This is a genomic window from Mobilibacterium timonense, assembly GCF_900155555.1.
Taxonomy (GTDB): Bacteria; Bacillota; Clostridia; order Peptostreptococcales; family Anaerovoracaceae; genus Allobaileyella; species Allobaileyella timonense.
The window spans coordinates 352,181-376,807 of record NZ_FUHN01000006.1 but is presented as its reverse complement, the minus strand read 5'-3'; the positions used below and the strand labels follow the sequence as shown (position 1 = coordinate 376,807).

Genomic DNA, 24,627 nt, shown 5'->3' with positions numbered 1-24,627 from the left:
CTTCTGTCAATATACAGATTTAAGCAAAAATCATCAAAACCACAAGTACAGTTCGTACCGCTAGGAATTCATAAATATGAAAAAATTTGATTCCACTCCACATGCCCAAAACTCGGCGTTTCCCCTGGAAAATTTCTCAGCAAAATTCTTGCTCCATTGATTATTATTCAGAAAGATCAAAAAAAAGGCAATCAGGTCTCAAATTCTGGTCTCATATTAATTATCTGAATCCATTTGTGACTCATTTTTATGACTCATAATAGGAAATCCTATGCACTAAATGTTTTTTTAGTACAAGATAAGTCGATTGTACTTTTTTGTGGAGATATAAGGAGGATTTTTCCAGGGGAAACGCCGAAAACGTCCCTTTTCACTGGAAAAATCCTCATCCATCCCTCTGGTGCAGATGTCCTACATCACGCTCTGGATCCAGGACACGAAACGCTGCCAGAGGTTCTTGCCGTTTTCCACGTTTATCCCCATGTCGCCGAGCTTGTCCATGAGCTGCGATGCCTGGCTCTTCAGGGCGCTGAGGTTTAGGTCGAGGCCGGACAGCTTTTCCAGCAGGCTCTGGAGCTGCTGCTTCTGGGCGTCGGTGAGGGTGACGCCGTATTTTGAGGCGGTTTCCTCAATGGCCTGAGGGATCTCGCTGTTGTCCACGTCTCCGGAGGCCACCTGTTCCTTGAGATCCGCGACCATGCCCTCCACGGCCGCAGGGTCGGCGTCAGTGTTCTGCTCCAGGTCACCTGTGGTGGTGAGCTCATCGACGGCGCCATCGATCTGGCTGTCGCTGACGTGTTTTCCTGTCATCCCGGAATAGGCCTTAATGGCTCCCACCAGAGCCGCGGTCCCGGAGATCTCAGTCGGTCCGACAACGGTCACCTTGATGTCCTTGGCGCCCACGGTGGCCAGGGCGTTCTGGTACATGCCCTCAGTGCAGTATGCGATGTTTTTTGTCTCCACCTGGATGCCGCTTCCGCTGTCGCCCTTCTCTATCAGGACTGAAGAAAGCGCCCGTGTCCCTATCTGGGACGAAGGAATGTAATCGTCCAGGTATTCATGCTCCTCGGCATTGGTCACAGTCTCCTGGCCGTAGTCGCTAAGGTCACTCGAGTCAACGCCGAGCAGGCTGTAGACGGTCTGCTTTTCAGAGGCGGTCAGATCCGCGCCGAGAGACAGATAAGGCTTGTCTCCTGTAAAAATACCCGCGTACGTCGGGACGCTCGCGGCGGCCGCCGTGGCCGTGATCATGAGAGCGGCGCACAGCACCGCAGTGATTTTTCTTGTAAACTTGGTCGAATTCATTATACCTCCTGTACGTGCCGCCGCGCGGCCGTCTGTCGTATACTGGTGTATTCTATAACAATAAAAAAAGGATTGCCACTTTTTCGAGAAGATTTCACACTACATCGAGGTGCCTTGAAACCGCAGTGGTGCGCAAAGCCATTTAACACGTATTGGTTTCATACGCACCACGGCGCGGATCGCCGTTCTCATGCGCTGGCAGCGCACTATCCAGTCCTGCCCGGTTGGATGCTTCGCGATCCGATCCGGCGCTGCCCAGTACGTCCCGGTGCGATGCTTCGCGATCCGGCCCGGTCCAGCGCTGCCCAGTACGGTCCATCCCAATGCCGCGATCCGGCGCGCTGCGCTCCGGCGCAATGTGTCGCAATTCATGCCCAGCAACAGAAAAAACCGGCTCCCATGGGCGATGGGGGCCGGGAAAAAAACCGTGTTTTTTTGAAGTGTGATGTATTTGAAATCTTAAGGAGTTGACCAGATGACACTGCAGATCCGCAATTCTGCAGTCTATGTCTATCGCGACCGCGTATCGCTTTCTATAACCTTGCTGACTATCGTTTACTACTCGAAAAGCGGTGTGGACAGGTATCTGTCTCCGGAGTCCGGAAGGAGGACAACGATGGTCTTGCCTTCGGCCTCTGGTCTCTTTGCTACCTCGATAGCTGCCTCGAGGGCCGCACCAGAGGAGATCCCGACCAGCACGCCTGCTTTCTTAGCGATGAGTCTGCCGCCCTCGAAGGAATCCTCGTTGGAGATGGTGATGACCTCGTCGTATACATTCGTGTCCAGAGTATCAGGAACGAATCCTGCACCGATGCCCTGGATCTTGTGAGGGCCGGACTTTCCCTCGGACAGCACCGGGGAATCCTTCGGCTCTACAGCGATGACCTTCACGTCAGGGTTCTGTGACTTCAGGTACTCACCTGTTCCTGTGATCGTTCCGCCTGTGCCGACGCCCGCGATGAAATAGTCCACATTTCCGTCTGTATCCTGCCAGATCTCAGGGCCTGTCGTAGCCTTGTGATACTCAGGGTTTGCAGGGTTCACGAACTGACCAGGGATGAATGAATTTTCGATCTCTGCCGCCAGCTCGTCGGCCTTTGCAATGGCGCCCTTCATTCCCTTAGCGCCCTCGGTGAGCACCAGCTCCGCGCCATAAGCCTTCATGAGCTGTCTTCTCTCAACGCTCATGGTCTCAGGCATAACAATGATGATCCTGTATCCCCTTGCTGCCGCAACGGATGCCAGACCGATGCCCGTGTTTCCGCTGGTCGGCTCGATGATGGTGGAGCCCGGCTTCAGCTTTCCGCTCTTCTCGGCGTCGTCCAGCATACCTTTTGCGATACGATCCTTTACGGAACCGGTAGGGTTCAGGTACTCCAGCTTTGCCAGGATCTTTGCCTTAAGTCCAAGCTCCTCTTCGATATTCTTGAGCTCCAGCAGCGGAGTTCCTCCGATCAGCTGATCTGCAGATGTAAAAACCTTGCTCATTTCTGTTACTTCCTTCCTTCTTCATGCCCCGCAGGGCGGCTCGTTTCAGCCTTCTGTATGTGTATTATATGCTATCTTCTGGAAAAAATGTTGTTTTCCAGGCTTCTCCACAGGACCGGGCTTTCGGCAGGGCACCTGATGGTGCCCTGAGCTCGGTATGGAGTTAAGTCAGTTGCCTATGAAAATGGTTTGATGCAGATACTGCGAGGAACTACTTTTCCAGCGCTCTTACTGCGTCGAAGCCCTTCTTCAGGTCTGCGATGATGTCCTCGGCGTTCTCGGTTCCGATGGAGAGACGGATGGTGTTTTCCTTGATGCCCTGATCTGCCAGTTCCTCAGGGGACAGCTCCGCATGAGTCGTGGTGTATGGGTGGATCACCAAGCTCTTTACATCGGCGACATTTGCCAGAAGTGAGAACAGCTCAAGGCCGTCGATGAATGCGAAGGCCTCCTTCTGCCCGCCCTTGATCTCGAAGGTGAAGATGGAAGCTCCGCCGTTAGGGAAGTACTCTTCATAGAGCTGGTGGTCAGGGTGCTCAGGCAGAGACGGGTGGTTGATGTGAGCTACCAGAGGCTCTGTCTTCAGGTAATCGATGACCTTCTTAGTGTTCTCTGCGTGTCTCTCCAGCCTCAGGGAAAGTGTCTCGACTCCCTGGATGAGGAGGAATGCGTTGAACGGAGAAAGCGTAGCTCCCTCGTCTCTCAGGAGGATAGCTCTGATGTATGTCGCCAGCGCTGCAGGGCCTGCCGCCTGTACGAAGGATACTCCGTGATAGCTCTCGTTAGGTGCGGAGAGCTGCGGATATCTGCCGCTTGCCGCCCAGTCGAAGTTTCCTCCGTCTACGATGATGCCGCCCAGCGTTGTTCCATGTCCACCGATGAACTTCGTGGCGGAGTGAACTACTACGTTTGCTCCGTGCTCCAGAGGTCTGAAGAAGTATGGAGTTCCGAATGTGTTGTCCACTACTACCGGGAGTCCGTGAGCCTTTGCGATCTCGGAGATCTTGTCCACATTTGGAATGTCGCTGTTAGGATTTCCGAGGGTCTCAAGGTATACCAGCTTGGTGTTGTCCTGGATGGCTCCCTCTACCTCGCTGAGGTTATGGGCGTCTACGAATGTGGTCTCGATGCCGAACTCTGCCAGCGTGTGCTTCAGCAGGTTGTAGGAACCGCCGTAGATGGTCTTCTGTGCTACTACGTGATCTCCGGCCTTTGCCAGCGCTGTGATCGCATATGTAACAGCAGCTGCTCCCGATGAAAGAGCCAGGCCTGCAACGCCTCCCTCCAGAGCGGCGATCCTCTTTTCCAGGACGTCCACCGTGGAGTTCGTCAGCCTTCCGTAGATGTTTCCTGCGTCTCTCAGTCCGAATCTGTCAGCGGCGTGCTGAGCGTTGTGGAAAACGTAGGATGTCGTCTGATAAATAGGAACTGCTCTGGAATCTGTTGCCGGATCGGCCTGCTCCTGGCCTACGTGAAGCTGCAGTGTCTCGAATCTGTAATTGTTGTTGCTCATTTTAATTTCTCCTTTATTTGATCTGTTCGTTTTTAATGATATTGTCTGAATGGTTTTCTGATTTCTATTCTGGGCCCTTTTCCGCTGACGCTTCATTAGCTGTCAGCAGCGAGTCTCTCCCGGACAGATCAGGACGACGACTAAAACCTGCAACAGGAAGGACAGGAAGAACTTTCCACCCTCGCCGTCTGATCTGCACGAGAGCTTAACATTCGCCCAAACCTGTAATTCGATCTAAGCAGTTTCGTGAATATCACTTGCATGATCTTGTCTCCTTCCTTAAACAAATCCGATAATGATCTCTTATCCCATATACCCCGGTACGGATATTCAGATTTTCCACAAATCTCCTATGAATTGTTTGTGGCGTTTCTTAATTACCCACCTGTTTGATATGTTATTGGTATGATAAATTGAATTACCCACTTTGTCAATAGGTTTTTCTTGTTTTTATTCCAATAATCATTTACAATCCTATTGAAGAATGAAAAGAAGGAGGATGAACTCATGAAGATCTCAACAAAAGGAAGATACGCTATCCGTGAGATGGTCGACCTGGCTCAGCATGACGGTAATGAGAATTACATTCCTCTTCAGGAGATCGCCACAAGGCAAGGGATCTCAGAGAAATATCTTGAAGCCATAACCAAGGTCCTGGTCCGCAACGGGCTTTTGATAGGAAAAAGGGGAAAGAACGGAGGGTACAAGCTCAGCCGCGATCCCTACGCTTACACCGTCTGGGATGTGATATCCATCCTGGAGGCCGACGACCTGGCCCCCGTTGCCTGTCTCGAGCCGGACTCACAGCCGTGTCCCAGAGCGGATCAGTGCCCTACCGTCACCATGTGGAAGGAATGGGGCCATCTCACAGAGGAGTATTTTTCATCTATAACCATCGGCCAACTGGCAGACCTGCCGCAGCCGTACTTCGAAGGGTCCTACATATAGGATCCTTTTTTTCATGCAGTCTGCAGTTTGCACCACGGCCCTGCTGCTGTATAATCGGTCCATATCGTTTTTCTTTTGGAGAAAGGTTCCAGCCTGGCCCTCCGCCAGGTGAACGGGAGGAAGCAAATGGTGATTTTCGGAATAGAGATATACGATCTTCTCATGTACTTCATGATCTACTCATTTCTTGGCTGGTGCCTGGAGGTAGTATATCATGCGGTATCCAAGGGGATAGTGGTGAACAGAGGATTCCTCAACGGCCCCGTCTGCCCCATATACGGAGTGACCATGATCTGCATTTTCGCCATGGTCCATTTCATCGGCTCCTCTGAGAGCGGCCAGCTGGCGGATGACATGACCAGCGTGAACGCTTTTTACATATTTCTTGGAGGCATGATCCTCTCCACACTCATGGAGCTTGTTGGCGGCTTTCTGCTGGACAGGATCTTCCACGCCAGGTGGTGGGACTACAGCAACAAGCCATTCAACTTCCACGGGTACATCTGCCCGGAGTTCAGCATCCTGTGGGGTCTGGCCATACTGATGGTGGTGAGGATACTCCAGCCTCAGGTCGCCACCATGACCCATGCAGGCATCCCGCATAAACCGGGCTGGATCATCATGGGCATTTTCTACGCGCTGCTCCTGGCGGACTTCATCGTTTCAGTTTCCATAATGGCGGGGCTCAACAAGAAGATAGCCGAGCTGGACAACGTGAGGAAGGAAATGCGCCGGTTCAGTGACGGCCTGACCGAAAAACTTGCAGAGGGCGGAATTTACACGGCCCAGCACGTCGACGAAGCCAGGATACAGGGCGCTCTCGCGGGAGCGGAGCTGAAGGAAAACATTGAAGAACGGGCGGAAAAGCACGAGAACGAGGCGTTCCAGCGCTATCAGGAGCTGGAAAAGAGGCAGCAGGAGCTGCGTGACTACCTCTTGGAAAAGGTCAACCACCACAAAGTCGCAGGCATCGGCCGTCTCCTCAGGGCTTTTCCTGATATGGAGCACCGGGACTATCCTGAGATCTTCACCGCCCTCAAGGACCACATAGACCATAAGGATGTAAAAGAAACAGAAAAAACAGACAGTTCACCTGTGATCACAGCAGGTGACAAAGACGATACGAGCGACAATGAAAAGCAACAAGACTACAAATAAAACAAACAAGACAAATAACGCAGATAAGGCAGGCAAACATGATAAGGCGGGGACCGCCTGGGAAATGCCGGAGGATCCCGCAGAAGAAGAGCGCATCCGCGTCCTGATGGAGCAGATGGCCTCCGATCCGCGGGTGCTCCAGATGAAAAAATTCATACAGCACGGGAATGTGACCTCATACGATCACGTTTTCCGCGTCGCCCGGGAGAGCATCAGGGTAGCACGTCGCCTTCACCTGAAGGTGGACGAAGAATCCCTGGTCAGGTCTGCCATCCTCCACGACTATTATCTCTACGACTGGCACGGCCACGGTGATCACCTCCACGGCTACCACCATCCATATATCGCTGCGTACAACGCCGCCCGGGATTTCCACCTCACACAGAAGGAGCTGAAGAGCATCGAGACCCACATGTGGCCCCTGAACATCAAAGACCCGCCTTCTTCAAACGAGGCCCTCGCCATCTGCATAGCAGATAAGATCTGCTCTATCCAGGAGACCCTCCACATGAGAAAGCCCCATAAATAAACATAAATAAATCAGAACACTTAGCTCTCTTCCTCTGATCTCTTCTCCATCTCGCGCAGTGCATCGTCCACGGCATCCTGGTCCTCTTCCTGGGCCAGGTAATCCGTGGATCCTGTTTTTCTATGCAGGGTGAACATGCCTGTTATATGTCTGAGCATCCGGTTGCCCTTCAAGCCGTAATAGCCGATGATCGAAAATGTGAGGGCACCAATGAAGTTTACGAACAGGTCCTCCATGGTATCTATGAGGCCGATGTCGATGTAGCCGCCCACGCCCAGGTCCTGCCCGTTCACCACCACATTGTGGATGTGGTGTATCTTGACAGGTGTCCGTCCGTCCGGGCTCAGGAGGCCGCTGGAAATGGTGTGTATCACGGTGTCCTTCTGCATGTCCAGTCCCAGGAGATGGTCCAGCGAAAATTCGATGAACTCCCAGCAGACGCCTGTTGTCATGGAAAAGCAGAACGCCACCAGTGCCACGAAAAACGGCGAAACGTCGAAGATGACATCTTCGCGCTTGTTCAGTACCAGCACCAGAGAGAAGCCCACGGCCGCCGCCAGGAACCCGTTTAAGGTATGGAGTATGGTATCCCAGAATGGTATGCGTGCGTAGTACTGATTCACCTCTCCCATGATCTCCGCAGAGTATATGAAGATGAGGATTATTATCTCCAGGGTCTGGGGGATATCCACCTTGAGCCTGAGCTCCAGACTGGCCGGGATCGTCAGAAGCACCAGTGTGAGAACAGCAGTGAAAACCGCCTCATAATTACCCAGCATGAACTGCCTTACGATGCAGAGGACCACCAGTGCTCTCAGCACGGTGTATACGGTAAAAGTCCGCTTATTCGCTCTTATCTCCAGCCGATACGCTCCCACGAAGTCGTGGATCCTGCGCCCGAGGCTTCTCCTGTTTTTACCGCCGTCAACGCTGTTTTTTCCCATGATCTCTCCCCTTATTACCCTTTACCTTCTTATTCTGCCTTCTTGCTATTCTATGCGCTCAGGCTGCCTTCCCCGGTCTCCACGTCCATGGCATCGATCTTCCTGCGGAAGGACGCATACAGGAACAGCCCTATGAATACCGAAAGGATCTCCGCCACCGGTGTGGCCAGGCACACGCCCCTCGCTTCCATGAACGCGCGAAGTATGAACATCCCGGGGATGTCCAGGACACCTTTTCTCAAAATGGAAAGGATGAAGGCTGACTTCTCCATGCCGGCGGACTGGAATACAGTATATGCCAGGTAGGAGAGCGCGGCCATAGGTGCGGCGAAGCCGATGATCCGGAGGAACTCCGTGCCGTATTCGACGGAGCCGGACTCGTCTATGAAAAAGCGTATCATCTCAGGCGCGCCGATGACGAACACCGCCGTGCATGCGCTGCCAAAGAGGACCACTACCGTACCAGTATAGCGTATAATGCGCCTCATGCGGTTGAAATTTTTTGCGCCGAATGAGTATCCCAGGAGCGGAAGCACTCCCATGGTCATGCCCATACATGTGTTGAAGGCGATCATGTTGATCTTTTTTGCCACCCCCATTCCGGCGACGGCACTACTGCCATATGGGCGGATCAACACGTTGGCGAAAATGTTGGACACCATGGCAAGGGTGGTCTGGAGTGCCGCCGGGAATCCGATGAGGAGGACCGGTGAGAGGGCAGGCCAGATGGCGCCCGCCTCGGGGAGCTTCAGGTTTATTATGCCCGGGTACTGGGCACGGCTCTGCTCTGCATCGTCGGCTGACGACCGGATATCACGCCTTTTCATATATATAAGGAAATAGATGAACGCCGCGGTGTTTGATATGAGTGTGGCCATGGCGGCACCGGTGACCTCCATGCCGTCGGGCAAAATGACGAACATGAAGATCGGATCCAGGATGATGTTCAGGATGCCGCCCATGGACATGCCGATGCCAGCCTCCTTCGACGCACCGATGGAGCGGACGAGGTGGCCGCAAAGCACGTTACCCACAGATGGAATTGCGCCTATTATCATGGTCCAGAACATGTAGCTGGACACGTACTGAAAGTCGTTCTCGTCTCCTCCCACGAGGTAGATGATCCTGCTCCTGAACAGGTTGATGACTGCCATGTAGACCACGGCCCCCAGGAGCCCGAACCAGAAACAGGTGGCGAAGGTCTCCCTTGCCTTCTTCCTGTTCCCCTCACCCAGGGCCCTTGATATCACGCTGGCCCCACCGATCCCGAAAAGATTGGCTATCGCTGCCATGATCACGAACATCGGGAACGAGACTCCCAGCGCTGCAACCATTGCTGCATTGGCGGTCCTGCCTACGTACCAGGTGTCCGCGTAGTTGTAGATAATGTTGATGAGCTGCGTGACCACAGTTGGGATCGCCATGGACCACACGGCTTTTGACACCGGCGCTGACTCAAAAATATATTTTCTCTTGCTTTCTGAAGCTGTGCTCATGTTATTCGTTATCGTTCCTTCCTGCTGTTGTTAAAAAAGGCATCTCAAAACCAGGCAGCGCTGTCAGCCCACGCCGCCCGAGCCGAAAATAACAATGTATTATAAAACACGAATTTGAAAGGAATTTGAAAACGAGAGCGATGTGGTGCGATACACTTGCAGCGGAGAGGCGCGATGCGCTTGCGGGCGCCCGGAAAAAGCGCGTTGCGGTTCCGCGAAGGAGCGCAATATAGGTGCGATGCGCTCGCAGCGGAGAGTCGCGATGCGCTTGCGGGGGGCGCTCCAGCCGAGTCTTCGGCGGTTTGAGGCGGCGAAAGAGCGCGATGCGCTTAAGATCATAAATTTTCGGAATTGTCTATAGACAGTTCCGAAAATTTTCAGCACAAACGACCAGCACAGTTTCTAAAAACGGCTGTGGATATTTATGTAAGATTTTGATTCCATAAACATGCCATTTTTTCGGCGTTTCCCCTGGAACTTTTTCCAGTGATCAGGGGAGCTTACGGGGTAATGAATAGAAAAAGTATTTATATTCCGTCTCCAAGCTGGCACCAGTCTCACCGCAGTAGGCATCTTGGTTTCATTGCTATATTCCTGAGACTATCAGAGTTTGATTCTTGTGACGATCCTGCAATTCCCAGACGCCAGGGCGAAAATTGTATTGCCATGTTCTTTTTTTCAAGGGATCGATCGGCAGATTTTCCAGGGGAAACGCCTAAAATCGGCATTTCCCCTGGAAAATCCTCATCTCAAAAAAGCGGTATCCACAATTTCTTCCGAAATTGTGGATATTTCTATGCATGAAACAACATAATTATGCAGCGAGTGAACCTCACCTAAGATTTCTATCATTCTGTCACACGAGATGGTCTCACGATCCTATATATTTACTATCATGTGATTCGCTGATGAGACCCAAACCTATCTCGCGCTCGGTGATCAGCATCGCGAGCAGCACTTTCCCGGAGTCGCTGAGTCGCTTGGCCGCTGAGCCCCGTCAGAGTTCGCGACTCCCGCCGGGACCCGAATTCTTTCGAAGATAGAAATTCACTTTTTCCCCAGGATCACAGCAAGCCCAGAATCCTGAGGGCCACCACTGCTGCGAACACCAGCAGAGACAGAGCCCAGAGGATGCCGTCACCCCTGTGGAACTCGAGGGGATACATCATGGTCACGTTGCCGTCCCCAGTGTATCCGCGTGACTCCATTGCCATAGCCAGATCTGCAGACCTGTAGACCGAGTTCACGAACAGCGGCACGAGGAGAGCAAAAATGTTCCTGCACTTTTCCGCGAACGAGCACTGCCTGAACTCCACGCCCCTGGACGACTGGGCGTCCATCAGATCGAAGGCCTCGTTCATCATTATCGGGATGAAGCGAAAGGCGATCATCACCATCATGGAGATGTCGGAGACGGGAACGCCGATTTTTTTAAGCGGGGAAATGACCTGGCCGAGTCCGTCCACCAGCTCCTTCGGCGTGGCCGTGTACCCCAGCAGGGAGGCCGCGGCCACCATGAGTCCTATGCGAGCGGACAGCTGTATCCCCTTGTTTATGCCTTCCATGGTTATCTGGAAGATCCAGAAGCTGGCCAGCTCCCTGCCCGGCGTGCACAGCATGCGGAATATAAATGTGAACACGAGGAGCAGAGCGAAGCCCTTCGTCCCCTTCAGCATGTATGACAGCGGGATCCTGGCGGACTTGAACAGCATGACGAGCACTGCGAGAAAGGCCAGGAACCACAATGAGTTTTTCACCAGGAAAAGCCCGATGATATACAGCAGTATCGTCCCCAGCTTCGTCCGCGGGTCGAGCCCGTGGAATACCGAGTCCTGAGGATAGTACTGTCCCAGAGTGACCTCATGCATTTTCATCACCTGCCTTCAAAACTGCGGCTATCGCCCGGATCGCCGCCTCGTTCGTCATCTCAAGCCTGCCAGCGGGAAAACCTTTTTCCCTGAGCAGTCTCATGATCTTCCCCGACTGCGGAAGGTCGACGCCCGTATCCTCCAGGAGCTTTTCCTCCTGAAAAACATCCTCCGGCCGGCCGTCAGCTTCGATGGTGCCATCGTGAAGGACCATCACACGGTCGGCCCATCTGGCCACCTCGTCCATGTCATGGGAAATGAGGACGACGGTAGTGCCCTCTTCCCGGCGGATCCTCTGGATCAGCTGAAAGATCTGGTCCCTCGATCCCGGATCCAGGCCTGCGGCAGGCTCGTCCATGATGAGTACGGAAGGCCTCATGGCGAGAACACCGGCGATGGCGACGCGCTTTTTCTGGCCGCCCGAAAGATCCAGCGGGTTCATCTGGAACTTGTCCTCAGTGATGCCAACCAGCTCCAGGGCGTGACGGGCTGCCTCGTCAGACTCCTCCCGGCTCATGCCCACGTGAAGTGGCCCGAATTCAACGTCACTCAGCACGGTCTTGCAGAAGAGCTGCTGCTCGGGGTTCTGGAAGATCATCCCAACTTTTTTCCGCAGACCTCTCAGCTGATAGTTCTTCCCATATATGTCTTCGCCTTCGAAGAAGATGCGTCCTGAGGATGCCTTCAGGAGTCCGTTCAGAAGTTTCACCATAGTGGTCTTCCCCGATCCGGAGGAACCCACAAGAGCGGCGAATTCGCCTTTTCTTATGTCGAGCGTTATGTTTTTAAGGACGGACTTTTCCCGCGCCGTTCCCTGTTCGTATGAAAAAGATACTTCCTGCAGCTGCATCAGTGGCGGAGCGTCATTTTGGAATTCGCTTCGAGTTTCGTTACGGCTATCGTTCCGGATATCGCAGCAGCCACTGCAGTCTCTGTTCTTCTCCGAAAAAGCGGTCTGCGGCGCATCGCCGGACATCTCAGGCCGAAGGCTGCCTTCTTTTTCCCAGGCGCACATCACGGTCTGGCAGAGAATCTCCGGTGAAAGGTACACCCCTTCCGGTATCAGGCACATGTCCGCCAGGGATCTTCCGATCTCCACAGACGCCGGGACGTCCATCCTGAGTTCCTGAATGAGTTTTCTATTGCCGAAGAATTCGGATGGTGAAGACTTTGCGATCACACGGCCGTCTTTCATCCCAACGATCACGTCTGCTCCTGTGACCTCGTCGGTGTGATGAGTGATCAGGACGATGGTCTTGCCCATGGACCTGAGTTTTTCCAGGGTCTCCATGAACTCGCGCCGGGATCTTGGATCCAGCATGGCCGTCGGTTCATCAAGGACGATGCAGGAGTTATCCGTCGCCAGGACACCTGCCACAGCCACACGCTGCTTCTGGCCTCCGGAAAGATGGACCGGAGAACTTTTTCTCTCTGAAAAAAGGCCAACAGCTTTCAGGCTGTCGGCCACGTACCGGCGGATGTCTTCCGGCGGGAGAGCTCTGTTTTCCGGCCCGAAGGCCACATCCTCCTCCACGCTGGTGCCGATTATCTGGTTGTCCGGATCCTGAAAGACCATGCCGACCTTCCGCCGGATCATGTTCGTGTTTTCCGGATCCGAGGTGTCCATGCCATCGACGGTGACCTTTCCTTCATCCGGAAGGAGGAGCGCGTTCGTGTGCCTTGCCATCGTGGACTTGCCGCAGCCGTTGGCACCGAGCAGCGCCACGAACCCGCCATCTCCGACCTCAAAGGAGATGTGGTCCAGCGCGGTCAGAAGCCTGGACTCGTCACCTTCCCACACCTTGTACTTATGAACAACGTTTTCTATATTGATCATCAGCTGGCCCCCGGCTTTACTACTTGACGCCCTTTGTCCTCTGGATGTTCTCAAGGAAGCGGTTTGGCATGGCCTTGATCAGAGCCCACCCGATGACCATCGTGCCGACCTTGTCGATCAGGTTGGAAATAATGTTTCTGATGAATGAAGCGGTGAACAGGCTCTTTCCTCCCTGTACCAGAGACATAACGAGAACGTCGGATGCGGACCCGTTCAGTCCTCCGTAAACGTAGATGCCGATAGGTGTCCCGATGGCCGGGCAGATAACAGCGAGGGCGAGACCCAGAACGATGGCGGACACCAGGTTGAGCTTCCACTTCTTGCACACGAGACCCACGATCAGACCTACAGCCAGGTTTACGATGAAGAACGGAATGTCAGTAGGCGAGAAGATAAGTCCTGTGATGATGTTGGACAGCGCACCTACCAGCATTCCCGGAACCGGGCCGATGATTGCGGCTGTGAGAACTGTTCCCAGCGTATCGAGGTATAGCGGGATACCCAGTGCGCTGGTGATGATGCCCAGAATGATGTTCATGGCGATGGAAATGCCGCAGAAGGCAAGAACATACGCTCTCTTTGTTTCTGTTTTATTGCTCATGATAAACTCTCCCTAAAATGTAACTGTAACTGATAGAATAAGAAATAAGATAAAGTGACTCGAGGAAAAAGGTCCGATCTACTGCCATGGTGCTCCGCCTGTCACACGGCTTCCAGCATTCGAAGCATTACGACCGGTGACAGCGGGCCGGAACGGCACGACTTTTTCCCTAAATACCGGATATCACCTTGCTCATGCTGTCCATCGAAAGGACGGGTATATCCAGGCCTCTCGCTCTGAGCTCGCTCTCCAGGACATCAACAAAGACTCCGGAACCTTCTGTCATCTTCAGCTCGCCTCTGATCTCACGGAACCTGTCTTCAGTCTCGACTTCCCCTCTCCAATCGCCTATGCAGGTGAGCCCGTGGCCGCAGGAAGGGCTCCCCTCTACAGACACGACTCCCAGGATCTTGAATCTGTCCGGCCGGCTGCAGTACTCCTCCATCTCCAGGAGGAACGGCTCCAGCATCGACCTGCATCGAGATCTGAAAAAAGGATTGTCGAACTGGTCTCGCACATGTCCCCATCTTCTGGAGCCCATGATTTGAAACTCCGGGCAGGGGAGCTGTATCACCTGGATGTCCTTCTCCAGAACCAGCTCCATCAGGCGACGGCGCTCCCTGTACTCTCCTTCGAGGCCCGCCTCGTTCTGCTCCACCTTTGAAGCGGTGTTCAAAATACAATGGGAAACAAAAATGATCTTCTTCAATACCTTTACCTTCTTCTATGTTGATTTTGTGATATCGAGTTTAATGATAACGCAAAAGATGCCAGATTAAGATCGAGGTTTTGTATACTGGATACATCAGGTATTAGATTTTATGATAGCCGACGGGTGTAGCCACCTGGAAAACGCATTGCGGACTGGCAAAAAAAGCGGGTTGCGAATTGGCGCTATGCGCGAGTTGGGAAAAGCGCGATGCGCTTGCGGGGCGCCCGGGTCGAGCCTACGGCGGTCTGGGGGACGCGAAATGATGCGACGCGCTCGCAGCGGAGAGGCGCGATGCGCTTGCGGGGACGCCCGGGTGAAAAACGCAGGCGACGTCCAGTCGCCTGCGTACCGCAAAAATCATGAATTTTCGCAGCTGTAAATAGACAGTTGCGAAATTTTTCAGCACAAATAGTCAGCACAGTTTCTACAATGGGCTGTGGATATTTATGTAAATTTTTGATTCCATAAACATGCCATTTTTTCGGCGTTTCCCCTGGAACTTTTTCTAGTGATCGGAGGAGCTGACGGGGTAATGAATAGAAAAAGTATTTATATTCCGTCTTCAAGCTAGTACCAGTCTCACCGCAGTCGGCACCCAGGTCTCATTGCTATATGTCTGAGACTATCAGCGTATGATTCCTGTGACGATCTGACAATTCCCAGACGCCAAGGCAGAGATTGTATTATCATGTTCTTTTTTTCAGGAGATCTATCGGCAGATTTTCCAAGGGAAACGCCGAAAATCGGCATTTCCCTTGGAAAATCCTCATCTCAAAAAAGCGGTATCCACAATTTCATCCGAAATTGTGGATATTTCTATGCATAAAACAGCATAATTATGCAGCGAGCGAACCTCACCTAAGATTTCTATCATTCTGTCACACGAGATGGTCTCACGGTCCTATATATTTACTATCATGTGACTCGCTGATGAGACCCAAACCCTTCTCGCGCTCGCTGATCAGCATTCCATAAAAAGGCCCCGGCCGATCTCTGGCCGGGGTCCATATGATGTCCAAACTATTTTCTCAGCCCTCTCCTCTCCAGTTCTGCGGCCACCTTCTCGTAGCATGGCAGAGACAGCCCGTACTTTTTCCCCATGAGGACCACCTGGTAGACCAGACCATCCACCTCAGACTGCCTTCCGGCGGCCACGTCGCGCTGCATGGATGTGTCCGTTTCCGGCGGCAACTTATCCATGATCTCCATGTTGAGTTCCACGTAGTCCTCCTGGAACGGAAAATCCATGGCTTCCGCCAGCCGAGCGATCTCCCGGATCATGGCGGCGAAGAAAGCCCTCTTTTCCAGGTCGCACTGGAAATCCCCGGCAACCGCGCCGAAATACAGGCCGGCGGCACCGATCGGCGACACGTAAGAAAATTTTCCGAGGGCATCGCGCTCGATGTTTTCGGAGTGGATGCCGGTGATACCGCAGACGTTAAGGTCTTTCTGGATCTCGTCCAGCACCGGCCGCGCCTCCTGTCCCCTGCGGGCGCCGAAGAGCACCCTCAAAATCGGAGCGTGCTGGCGGATCAGGCCCGGGGCCTCGCGGTTGGCGGATACATAGATGCAACCGTCGAGGACGTATTTGCCAGGAAGCTTTTCCTGGAGGCGGCCCCCGGTGCCGAAGATGTTCAAAATCGGAATTATCACGGTGTCCGGGCCTGCGGCGGAGTTCAGAAACGGCACGACGCTTTCGAGGGAATATTCCTTCACGCAGACGAAGATCACATCAGGTGCGGCAGAGCCTTCGGTAGCAACTGCAGTACTGCCGCCAAGGCCATCAGCGCAGCCAGCAGCGCCGGCATTCTCCCGATCATCAGCCAGATACTCTTCCATCGAATAAGCCTGCACCGGCTGGGTCTCAGACCTGTCCTCCCATTGATGCAGGACCGTCAGGCCCTTTTCCCTCATCACCCTGAGGTGCTCCCCCCTGGCGATGAGTACGCAGTCGCGGCCGGCCCTGGAAAGATAATATCCCAGGATGCCGCCGGTCCCGCCTGCACCGACAATAAGATATCTCATTTTCGCGTCTCTCCTCGATTTTTGTTTTATGTCCAGGCCGCGCCCGGAAGCGCATCGTCCGGATCCTGGTCTGCCGGCCAGGTCTCACGGTCCATCATCTGAGTCTTACCGTCCCAGACCGCGCCGAACGCACTCGGCTATCTGAATACCTTTACCCTCGCGTCCGGATCCTGTTCCGGCTTCGGGTCGGGCTGAGCCACGATCCCGCCAAAAGGCATCTGAGCGATGAGCTTGTAGTTCTCAGGGACGTCGAAAAGTTTTTTAACCGTTTCGTCGATCACCGGGTTGTAGTGCTGGATGTTGGCGCCGATACCCAGGTCGCGGAGCGCGGTCCAGATGGAGATCTGGAGCATGCCATTGGCCTGCTGCGCCCAGATCGGGAAGTTTTCGGCGTACGGCTGGAACTGCTCCTGCATGCCCTCCACGACGCTGTTGTCGATGAAATACAGCACGGTGCCGGCGCCGGCCTTGAAGCCGTCGATCTTCTCCCTCTTCACCTTGCCGCCGAAGGCGTCGTAGATGGCGTCCCAGAGCTCGTCCTGCTTTTCGCCCAGAGCCACGATGACTCTGGCGCTCTGCATGTTGAAGGCGTCAGGCACCAGTACCACTGCCCTCTTGATGGTGTCCACCACCTCTGCCTCAGACACAGGCAGCTCCTTGTTGATCTGATAGAAACTTCTTCTTTTTTCGAGTGAATTTATTATGCTCATGTTGTCCTCCTTTTACTTTCCCGTAAGCTGCAGCTCTTCTGCGTGGTCCTTCATGCCCTGTATAACGATGGCTGCCACGTCCCTGATGTCCATGCCCAGCATCTCGCAGCCCTGGAGTATCAGCGGCCTGTCGCACTTGGCGGCAAAGCGCTTGTCCTTCCACTTTTTCATGAAGCTCTTCAGCTCCATGTCGGTGATGCCGTTAGGGCGCATCCTCGCGGCTGCCTGGACGATGCCCGTGAGCTCGTCGACGGTGAAAAGGCTTTTTTCCATGTTCGTCTCAGGCTTTACGTCGTTGCAGAGGCCGTAGCCGTGCGCCAGTATAGCCCTGATGTCGGCCTCCGGCACTCCCAGTTCCCGCAGAGGCTCCTCGGTGTGGGCCAGGTGCTCCTCAGGATATTTTTCGTAATCGAAGTCGTGTAGCCAGCCGACTGCCTCCCACTCCTCCTTGTCCTCTCCGAAGTGATCGGCCATGGCGCCCATGGCGGCGGAAACGTTCGCCGCGTGGAGGATCAGGTGCTCCTCCGTGACCATGGTGGCATTGATCTTCTTCGCTTCCTCAAGTGTGAGTTTTTCCATTTAATACCCCCTTCTGAATGTTATATCCCCAGTCTCGTCGTTCATGGACTGTATTATCCGTTCTTCAAGAAAATTCATTGATCTACCTTCGCAAAAACATCATCCCGGCTATGGCGAGCATGACCACCCCGTCCAGCGCCAGCGGCACCGCCGCCAGCCGGTAGGCCAGCCACTGGTCAACCCGGTAATAGAGAACATATAGTATCATGTTCGCGGCGAATACCGCTGTCTCCACCGCTATCGCACCCACGGCCATCCCGTGGCCGAAGCGTTCCGTGCCGTACAGCGCGTTGACCGTCACGACCTCCAGCACCAGCCATCCGGTGATCAGGAAAAGCTCTGTGGTCACCGGGCGGTGAAAGGCGGCCACCGTCAGGGCCATCATGGCGAAGTACAGTATCACGCCTGCCATCAGAGGATGGAAGCCCGGAAAAAAATCTCTCGTGCTCTCCGCCCGGCTGTTCCCCATGGTGGTCAGAACGAACCCGGCGAGTCCCGAGAGGAACGTCATCAGGAGCATCGCACCCGCTCCTCCGGCCACCCAGTCGTGGGGTTGCCCCGGCTTGAAGACCTTGAACCACCACGGGATGTAGATTCCGCAGCACAGGGCCAGGAGCAGCTGGCCGGCAAAAATCAGCTTTTCGCTTTCATCAAATCCCGTCATTTCCGTAAACGCCTCCAATTACCCGCGACCTTTTCCACTGGCGCGCAGCGCAGTCATGTCAGAATATGCGGCGATATGCATACTCCCGCGCTCCTCGCAGGCTTGCGCGCGTCCCGTGACCCTCGGGAGTTCCCGCAAAAAAAGGACGATGCGTCTGCCGCAGCGTCCTTTGAAAACTTTTTTCATAAGAAACATCACCGGAGGGCGGTCAGGCTTACGCCTAGTATATGCCCGGGCTTCCCTCTGGTCAAACATATTCAATTACCGGCACCGGCCTCCGCCCGAAGATACAGACCGCGACACTCCGGTCCTAAACAGCCTTCGACTCCAGAGCCTCGGGATGCGGTCCCGCAGTGGCGATCTCCTCCGGCATGTCGGGATACTTTTCCTGGAAGTTCTTCTCGAACATCTCCGCCAGACGGAGAGCCTGCTGATCGTATGCGTTCTTGTCCTTCCACGTGTTCCGCGGGTTCAGGATCTCCGCAGGGACCCCCGGACAAGCCTTCGGCACGTCCAGGTTGAACAGGTCGTCGTGGACGAACTCCTGCTTTTCCAGCCTGCCGGCCAGAGCCGCCCTGATCATCGCCCTGGTGTAGCTGAGCTTCATCCTGCGCCCCGTACCATACGGGCCGCCGGACCAGCCGGTGTTCACGAGATATACTTTTGTCCCGTATTTTTCAAGGCGCTCTCCCAGCATCCTGGCGTAGGTCTCGGCCTTGAGAGGCATGAACGGTTCACCGAACAGCGTGGAAAATGTCGGCTGCGGCTCCTTTACTCCCCTCTCGGTACCCGCAAGCTTCGCGGTGAAGCCCGTGACGAACTGGTACATTGCCGCCTCGTTGGAAAGCCTGGAGATCGGCGGCAGCACCCCGAAGGAATCTGCGGTGAGGAAGATCACCGTCTTAGGGATACCGCCCCTTTCTTCGGCAACTGAGTTGGTTATGAAATCAAGTGGGTATCCCACCCTGGTGTTTTCCGTGAGGGTCCTGTCGGAAAAGTCCATTGCTCCCGTATGCGGATCCACTGCCACGTTCTCCACCACCGCTCCGAATTTCACGGCGTGGAAAATCTCAGGCTGCTCCTCTTCCTTGAGGTCGATGCACTTCGCGTAGCATCCGCCCTCGATGTTGAAAACGCCGTCCCTGGACCAGCCGTGCTCGTCATCCCCGATGAGCATGCGGGAAGGATCCGCGGAAAGCGTTGTCTTTCCGGTCCCCGAGAGGCCAAAGAAAACAGCCGTGTCTCCAGTCACCGGGTCCATGTTTGAGGAGCAGTGCATCGGAAGAACGTTGTTCTCCACAGGGAGCACGTAGTTCATTATGGAAAAGACGGTCTTTTTTATCTCGCCGGCGTATGCGGTCCCTGCGATTATGGCCTGATGGGCGTCGTAGTCGATCATGATGGCAGCCTCGGAATGGATGCCGAAGCGGCGGAAGTCGCACTTGTATCCAGGGACTGACAGGATGGTGAAATCAGGGTTCAGAAATTCCTCCAGCTCTTCCTGGTCAGGCCTTATGAGTAGGTCGTGAATGAAGAGATTCTGCCAGGCCTTCTCGTTGATGATCCTGAACTTCCTGCGATACTTCGGGTCCGCCCCCGCAAAACCGTCAAAAACGAAGATCTCTTTTCCATCGAGATACCTGATCATCTCCTCGCGTATCTGGTTGAACACCTGGCGGGACACCGGGCGGTTCACCTTGCCCCAGTGTATCCTGGAATGCGTGCCGGCGGAATCCACGATGAACTTGTCCTCAGGGGATCGGCCGGTGTACTTGCCCGTGCGGACGGCCAGGGCTCCCGTGTCGGTGAGCATCCCTTCGTTTCTTCTCAGCGCGTCGCTGACCAGCTCTGCTGTACTGGCGTTATGGTGCACTTTTGATGGATTTATGCCTTGCAGATCCAGGAAATTCATTATTTCAACCTCCACTGTTTCCATTTTTCTTACGGATAAAGTATAATGTCCTGGAAGTGCATAGGCTAATATATATATTTTTATTTTTTATATAGTTTTTACGCTATATCGTGGAAAGTGTGTTTGAGCCGGAAAACAGGAAAAGGAGCGACGTATGTTTCGTGGAATGGAATACGTGTACGAGGTCTACAAGGAAAAGAGCTTTTCCAAGGCCGCCGAGAATCTCTACATCTCTCAGCCGTCTCTCAGCGCGAACGTTAAGCGCATCGAGCAGAAGATCGGATACCCGCTCTTCGACAGGAGCACCAAACCCCTTGAGCTCACCGACGTCGGCAGGGCGTATATCAAGAGCGCCGAGGAGATCATGAGCATCCAGAAGGATTTTCATTCCTACGTCAACGACATGGGCACGCTGAAGACCGGGACACTGCGCCTCGGCGGCAGCAGCTTTTTCTCCTCGTGGGTACTGCCGCGGATGATAGCCCGCTTTTCCAGAAAATACCCTGAGCTCGACATCTCCCTCGAGGAGGCCAAGTCCTCGGAGCTGATCACCCTTCTCCGGGACGGCAAGATCGACTTCCTCCTGGACAACAAGGAGCTGGACCCGGCCGTCTTCCAGCGAAAATGCGTCGGCGACGAGGAGCTCCTCCTCACGGTCCCCCGGAGTTATTCCATCAACGCGGAGCTGACAAAATACCAGGTGCCCCTGGACTCGATCAGGGATCCGGAGTTCTGCGGTGAGGATCACCTGCCGGTGCCTCTGGAAAAGTTCGAAAGCCTGCCCTTTGTCATCCTGCGCAGCGTCAACGACACGGGCTCGCGGGCCCTCAGGATCTGCCAGGAGCAAGGCTTCCACCCTGACATCGCGTATCTCCTGGATCAGCAGCAGACCGCCTACAATATCTCGAGCTCAGGCGGCGGCATAGCCTTCGTGGGACAGCTGCTCCTGTCGAAGACGTCCGGCGACGACTCGCTCTGCTGCTACCGGCTCGGAAGCCCCCTGGCGACGCGGAACATCTACTTTTACTGGAAAAAAGCCCGGTACTTCAGCCGGGCCATGGAGGAGTTTTCAAAAGACATAATAGTCGACGGCGCCCTCCGGCAGATCTAGGCCGCAGTAGGTACCACAGGCGGCGCCCCAGGCAAATCTGTTTCGCGGTCAGTGCCCCGGCAGATTTGGTTCGCGGTCAGTGTCCATTGTTGGACCGACCTGGAAAAGCCGCACCTCGGTCGCGGTGACTGCGGCGCACTGGTCACACGGATGCCCTACATCAGCGGCATTTCGTTGATGATGTAAAATATTACGGTCTGGAAAAATGCCACGGGATCCAGCGATCGTCTCTTTTCCGTGGCTCTTTCGCACGGCGGGTTCCACGGGATCAGACATTTTTTTAAATTCCGTGGAACTTATGCGAAAAAGATACCACTCGATACCACTCGATTTATCATTTCTCCCTTTTCCGTGGCTCTTTTGTAAAACAGGTTCCACGAGATTCATGAATTTAATATTTTCCGTGGTACCTCTATAAATAAAATGCCACGGGAACCGGCACTATGATCTATTCCGTGGAACTCGATCTTTGTCTGCGTATTATTAATTTCTATCCGGATGGCACCATTGAGTCCATGACATCGACCATGTCGGACAGAATGATCGAGCTTGTGAAACCTTATTACCTTTCAGATGATAAATTTTTTGAATGGTGGCTCAATCGACCTGCGAGGTTCCTTAAACTGAAAGAAGAAAGCAAGCGATTTGGCAGCGTCAGCAGCATACGCACTCGTTCCAAATCCGAACACATCCTTGCCACTGATCTCAAGGATTTCGGACTGCCCTTCTTGTATGAAAGAGGCCTGTTCCTTCCGCTGACAGAAAAGTGGGTCTATCCTGATTTTACACTTCTCGATCCAGAGACGAGAGAAGAAATATACTGGGAACATTTTGGGATGATGGACGATCCGAAGTATGCAAGCAAGGCAGTGGAAAAGCTGAACGAATACGAGATCAACGGATTCCACCTGGGGCACCAGCTGATCGCCACATTCGAATCCGCCGATCATCCATTGGACATCGAACTTGTGGAGGGGATCATTTCTGACATAGCCAGTGGAAAGTGGACAGCCAGATGACTTGCGCCATCCTTGATGCCGATCTTTCCTAACTGTAATGTTCCTAACTGTAATGTTCCTAACTGCGATGTCTCCCGGAAAAAAGAAAGCTCGCTGCAGCTGCTCTCCCGGGAGTGAGTCGAGATGTGGGGATGTGCCAGTGCGAAATGTCCCCAGCGACACAAAATGTGTCAGTGTGAACGTCCCCGGTGATACGCCATTGACACAGAAATGCGAGTATTGAAAAGGAGATGCCTCACCCTTTGGTGCGACACCTCCTTGTTTTTTTTCGACCGCCGTCCGGCCTGATCAGCCGGTCCTTCCAGCGCGGCTGAATGAGCTGAAGGCCAGCGCGTCCGGATAGCTTAAGCTGCTAGATAGCTCTGGTGTACTTCTTCAGCCACTCTTTTTCCTCGTCGTTGAGGTATGGCGAAGTCACATCGTATACCAGCTTGTGGTAGTCGTTCAGCATCTGCTTTTCTTCTACGGACATGAGGTCCGGGTTGATGGCATCCAGGTCGAACGGGATCCATGTTATCGGCTCGAGGTGCATGAACTGCCCGAACTCGTTGGTCTCGTCCTTGCAGACCAGCAGCTCGTTCTCCAGGCGGATGCCATGGGAGCCTTCACGGTAGAAGCCAGGCTCGTCAGTTATGACCATACCCTCCTCCATGATCGCGGTGTCTCCCTCGATGAACCTGGAGCGGAAGCTTGCAGGGCTCTCGTGGATGTTCAGCAGGTATCCGACGCCGTGTCCCGTGCCGTGGTTGAAGTTCATGCGGCGCTTCCAGAACGGGTTCCTGGCCAGGTTGTCAACGGCCACACCTGTGACTCCGTATGTGAACACGGCGTTGCCAAGGGACAGATTGCTGATGGCGACCAGAGTGAAGTCGTCCTTCATCTGCTGGGTGATCGGGCCCAGAACGTATGTCCTGGTGATGTCTGTTGAACCCTCCCAGAAACCTGCTCCTGTATCTGTGAGCAGCATGCCCTCCGGTTTCAGCTCGACGTCCGTCTCAGGTGTCGGAGCGTAGTGAACTATAGCGGCGTGCTCTGCATAAGAAGAAATAGGCTCAAAGCTCGGCTTGATGTAGTTGCCCATCTCCTTGCGGAACTCGTCCAGCTTGTCGGAAGCGCTGATCTCGGTGATCTTGATCTTTCCCACGTTCTCCTTCAGCCACTTCATGAAGCGGATGTGGGCCACGCTGTCCTTCAGCTCAGCCTTCTTGATGTTCTCGATCTCCACAGGGTTCTTCACCGTCTTGAAGCACTCCTCAGGGCTCATGCAGTTGACCTTGGCGACCTCTGCAGGGATGTTGCTGTAGAGGGCGTAGTTCACCTTGTGAGGATCCAGCATCACGATGTGGTCAGCCGAGATGCTCTTTACGTCCTCGTAGACATCGTTGTACGGATGGAGGGTCACGCCCAGCTCAGCCAGGTGGCCCTTGATCTCGTCGCTCAGCTTCGCGTCGTCGACGTAGAGGTGGTAATCCTCAGGAGTGATGATGGCGTAGGACAGGAGCAGTGGAAAATAATCGATGTCGTCGCCGCGGATGTTCAGGGTCCAGCAGATGTCGTCCGGAGTGGTCTCCACATGAACATCTGCTCCGGCCTCTGCCATCTTTCCGCGGATGTCCGCGATCTTGTCTGCGGCCGTCTTTCCTGCATACTTAACAGGAAGCTCCCATGCCGGCTTGTCAGACATCGGAGGACGATCGTTCCAGATCTCGTCGATCAGATCGACATCATACTTGATGTTGCAGTGCTTTTTCTCTGCGACCGCGGCATACTCCGTGCCCTCGTCCATGGAAACGACTCTGCCGTCGAATCCGATGGTCTGGCCTGCCTGGAGCTTTTCCTCCAGGAACTCGCTCAGGCTCGGATAACCAGGCTCGTACATCTTCATCAGCTGCACGGTGGTACCCTCCAGCTGCTTTCCAGCCTGGATGAAATACCTGCCATCTGTCCACAGCCGGGCATCGTCCATTGAGATCATGGCCGTTCCTGCGGAACCTGTGAATCCTGTGATAAACACGCGGGCCTTGAAGTGCTCGCCTACGTACTCGTCCTGATGGAAGTCGGCAGTTGGAACGATGTAATAATCGACGCCATTCTCCGCCATCTTCTTTCTCAGATCAGCAAGTCTTTCTGGAATAGTGCTCATGAAAAACATCTCCTTTCAACAGAACCGCCCTGCCTCACGGCAGAGCGGTGTTAATCATTTAATCA

General features: G+C 54.1%; 20 protein-coding genes. 5 read left to right on the top strand and 15 right to left on the bottom strand.

From position 1 onward, the window contains the following. Window positions 1–411: 411 nt before the first annotated feature. The 3 genes from BQ7382_RS02620 to BQ7382_RS02610 all read right to left on the bottom strand — a co-directional run bounded on the left by BQ7382_RS02620 (window position 412) and on the right by BQ7382_RS02610 (window position 4,306). Window positions 412–1,305, bottom strand: a complete 894-nt coding sequence (locus BQ7382_RS02620; protein WP_077390576.1) for a DUF1002 domain-containing protein — start codon at window positions 1,303–1,305, stop codon at window positions 412–414. 558 nt (window positions 1,306–1,863) lie between these two features. Then, window positions 1,864–2,793, bottom strand: a complete 930-nt coding sequence (cysK, locus tag BQ7382_RS02615; RefSeq protein ID WP_077390575.1) for a cysteine synthase A — start codon at window positions 2,791–2,793, stop codon at window positions 1,864–1,866. A 211-nt stretch (window positions 2,794–3,004) separates the two neighbouring features. After that, window positions 3,005–4,306, bottom strand: a complete 1,302-nt coding sequence (locus BQ7382_RS02610) for an O-acetylhomoserine aminocarboxypropyltransferase/cysteine synthase family protein (RefSeq protein ID WP_077390574.1) — start codon at window positions 4,304–4,306, stop codon at window positions 3,005–3,007. A 507-nt stretch (window positions 4,307–4,813) separates the two neighbouring features. Between BQ7382_RS02610 and BQ7382_RS02605 the strand changes: the two genes are divergently transcribed. From BQ7382_RS02605 to BQ7382_RS02595, 3 genes are all read left to right on the top strand, one after another. Next, window positions 4,814–5,254: an RrF2 family transcriptional regulator gene (locus BQ7382_RS02605; RefSeq protein ID WP_077390573.1), complete on the top strand. Its 441-nt coding sequence runs from the start codon at window positions 4,814–4,816 to the stop codon at window positions 5,252–5,254. A 126-nt stretch (window positions 5,255–5,380) separates the two neighbouring features. After that, a complete protein-coding gene (locus BQ7382_RS02600) occupies window positions 5,381–6,412 on the top strand; it encodes a putative ABC transporter permease (RefSeq protein WP_077390572.1) in 1,032 nt (343 codons plus the stop codon). Beyond that, entirely contained in the window at window positions 6,387–6,941 is a 555-nt protein-coding gene (locus BQ7382_RS02595) for an HD domain-containing protein (protein WP_235847920.1), read from the top strand. The genes BQ7382_RS02600 and BQ7382_RS02595 overlap by 26 nt, the downstream gene beginning before the upstream one ends. A gap of 20 nt (window positions 6,942–6,961) precedes the next feature. Here the strand turns inward: BQ7382_RS02595 and BQ7382_RS02590 are convergent, their stop codons facing one another. The 11 genes from BQ7382_RS02590 to pckA all read right to left on the bottom strand — a co-directional run bounded on the left by BQ7382_RS02590 (window position 6,962) and on the right by pckA (window position 20,313). Beyond that, window positions 6,962–7,885 (bottom strand): hypothetical protein, encoded by a 924-nt coding sequence (locus tag BQ7382_RS02590; protein ID WP_077390571.1) that lies wholly within the window; start codon window positions 7,883–7,885, stop codon window positions 6,962–6,964. A 50-nt stretch (window positions 7,886–7,935) separates the two neighbouring features. Further along, window positions 7,936–9,381 carry an MATE family efflux transporter gene (locus BQ7382_RS02585; RefSeq protein ID WP_077390570.1) on the bottom strand — a complete coding sequence of 482 codons (1,446 nt, stop codon included), beginning with the start codon at window positions 9,379–9,381 and terminating at the stop codon, window positions 7,936–7,938. A 1,064-nt stretch (window positions 9,382–10,445) separates the two neighbouring features. Continuing rightward, complete coding sequence (locus BQ7382_RS02580) at window positions 10,446–11,249, bottom strand: energy-coupling factor transporter transmembrane component T family protein (protein WP_077390665.1); 804 nt, start codon at window positions 11,247–11,249, stop codon at window positions 10,446–10,448. Then, window positions 11,242–13,086: an energy-coupling factor transporter ATPase gene (locus BQ7382_RS02575; protein WP_077390569.1), complete on the bottom strand. Its 1,845-nt coding sequence runs from the start codon at window positions 13,084–13,086 to the stop codon at window positions 11,242–11,244. Before BQ7382_RS02575 ends, BQ7382_RS02580 begins: the two co-directional genes overlap by 8 nt. 19 nt (window positions 13,087–13,105) lie before the next feature. After that, the gene (locus BQ7382_RS02570; protein WP_077390568.1) at window positions 13,106–13,687 is read right to left on the bottom strand and encodes a CD3073 family putative ECF transporter S component; all 582 of its coding nucleotides are present in this window, start codon (window positions 13,685–13,687) and stop codon (window positions 13,106–13,108) included. Between the two features lie 169 nt (window positions 13,688–13,856). Further along, window positions 13,857–14,396 carry a CD3072 family TudS-related putative desulfidase gene (locus tag BQ7382_RS02565; RefSeq protein WP_077390567.1) on the bottom strand — a complete coding sequence of 180 codons (540 nt, stop codon included), beginning with the start codon at window positions 14,394–14,396 and terminating at the stop codon, window positions 13,857–13,859. 1,023 nt (window positions 14,397–15,419) lie between these two features. Next, a complete protein-coding gene (locus BQ7382_RS02560; protein ID WP_077390566.1) occupies window positions 15,420–16,424 on the bottom strand; it encodes a ketopantoate reductase family protein in 1,005 nt (334 codons plus the stop codon). 137 nt (window positions 16,425–16,561) lie between these two features. Further along, the gene (locus BQ7382_RS02555) at window positions 16,562–17,134 is read right to left on the bottom strand and encodes a nitroreductase family protein (RefSeq protein WP_077390565.1); all 573 of its coding nucleotides are present in this window, start codon (window positions 17,132–17,134) and stop codon (window positions 16,562–16,564) included. A gap of 12 nt (window positions 17,135–17,146) precedes the next feature. Then, complete coding sequence (locus BQ7382_RS02550) at window positions 17,147–17,713, bottom strand: hypothetical protein (RefSeq protein WP_077390564.1); 567 nt, start codon at window positions 17,711–17,713, stop codon at window positions 17,147–17,149. 82 nt (window positions 17,714–17,795) lie between these two features. Then, window positions 17,796–18,377, bottom strand: coding sequence for a hypothetical protein (locus tag BQ7382_RS02545; RefSeq protein ID WP_077390563.1), 582 nt, complete (start codon window positions 18,375–18,377; stop codon window positions 17,796–17,798). A 310-nt stretch (window positions 18,378–18,687) separates the two neighbouring features. Next, window positions 18,688–20,313, bottom strand: coding sequence for a phosphoenolpyruvate carboxykinase (ATP) (pckA, locus tag BQ7382_RS02535; protein WP_077390561.1), 1,626 nt, complete (start codon window positions 20,311–20,313; stop codon window positions 18,688–18,690). Window positions 20,314–20,443: 130 nt separating this feature from the next. On the opposite strand from pckA, the gene BQ7382_RS02530 reads away from it, so the two are divergent. Further along, window positions 20,444–21,400 carry a LysR family transcriptional regulator gene (locus tag BQ7382_RS02530; RefSeq protein WP_077390560.1) on the top strand — a complete coding sequence of 319 codons (957 nt, stop codon included), beginning with the start codon at window positions 20,444–20,446 and terminating at the stop codon, window positions 21,398–21,400. Window positions 21,401–21,843: 443 nt separating this feature from the next. Further along, entirely contained in the window at window positions 21,844–22,419 is a 576-nt protein-coding gene (locus tag BQ7382_RS02520) for a hypothetical protein (RefSeq protein WP_077390558.1), read from the top strand. 352 nt (window positions 22,420–22,771) lie between these two features. Here BQ7382_RS02520 and BQ7382_RS02515 read toward each other — a convergent pair whose 3' ends face one another. Beyond that, entirely contained in the window at window positions 22,772–24,562 is a 1,791-nt protein-coding gene (locus tag BQ7382_RS02515) for an aminopeptidase P family N-terminal domain-containing protein (RefSeq protein ID WP_077390557.1), read from the bottom strand. Window positions 24,563–24,627: the final 65 nt, after the last annotated feature.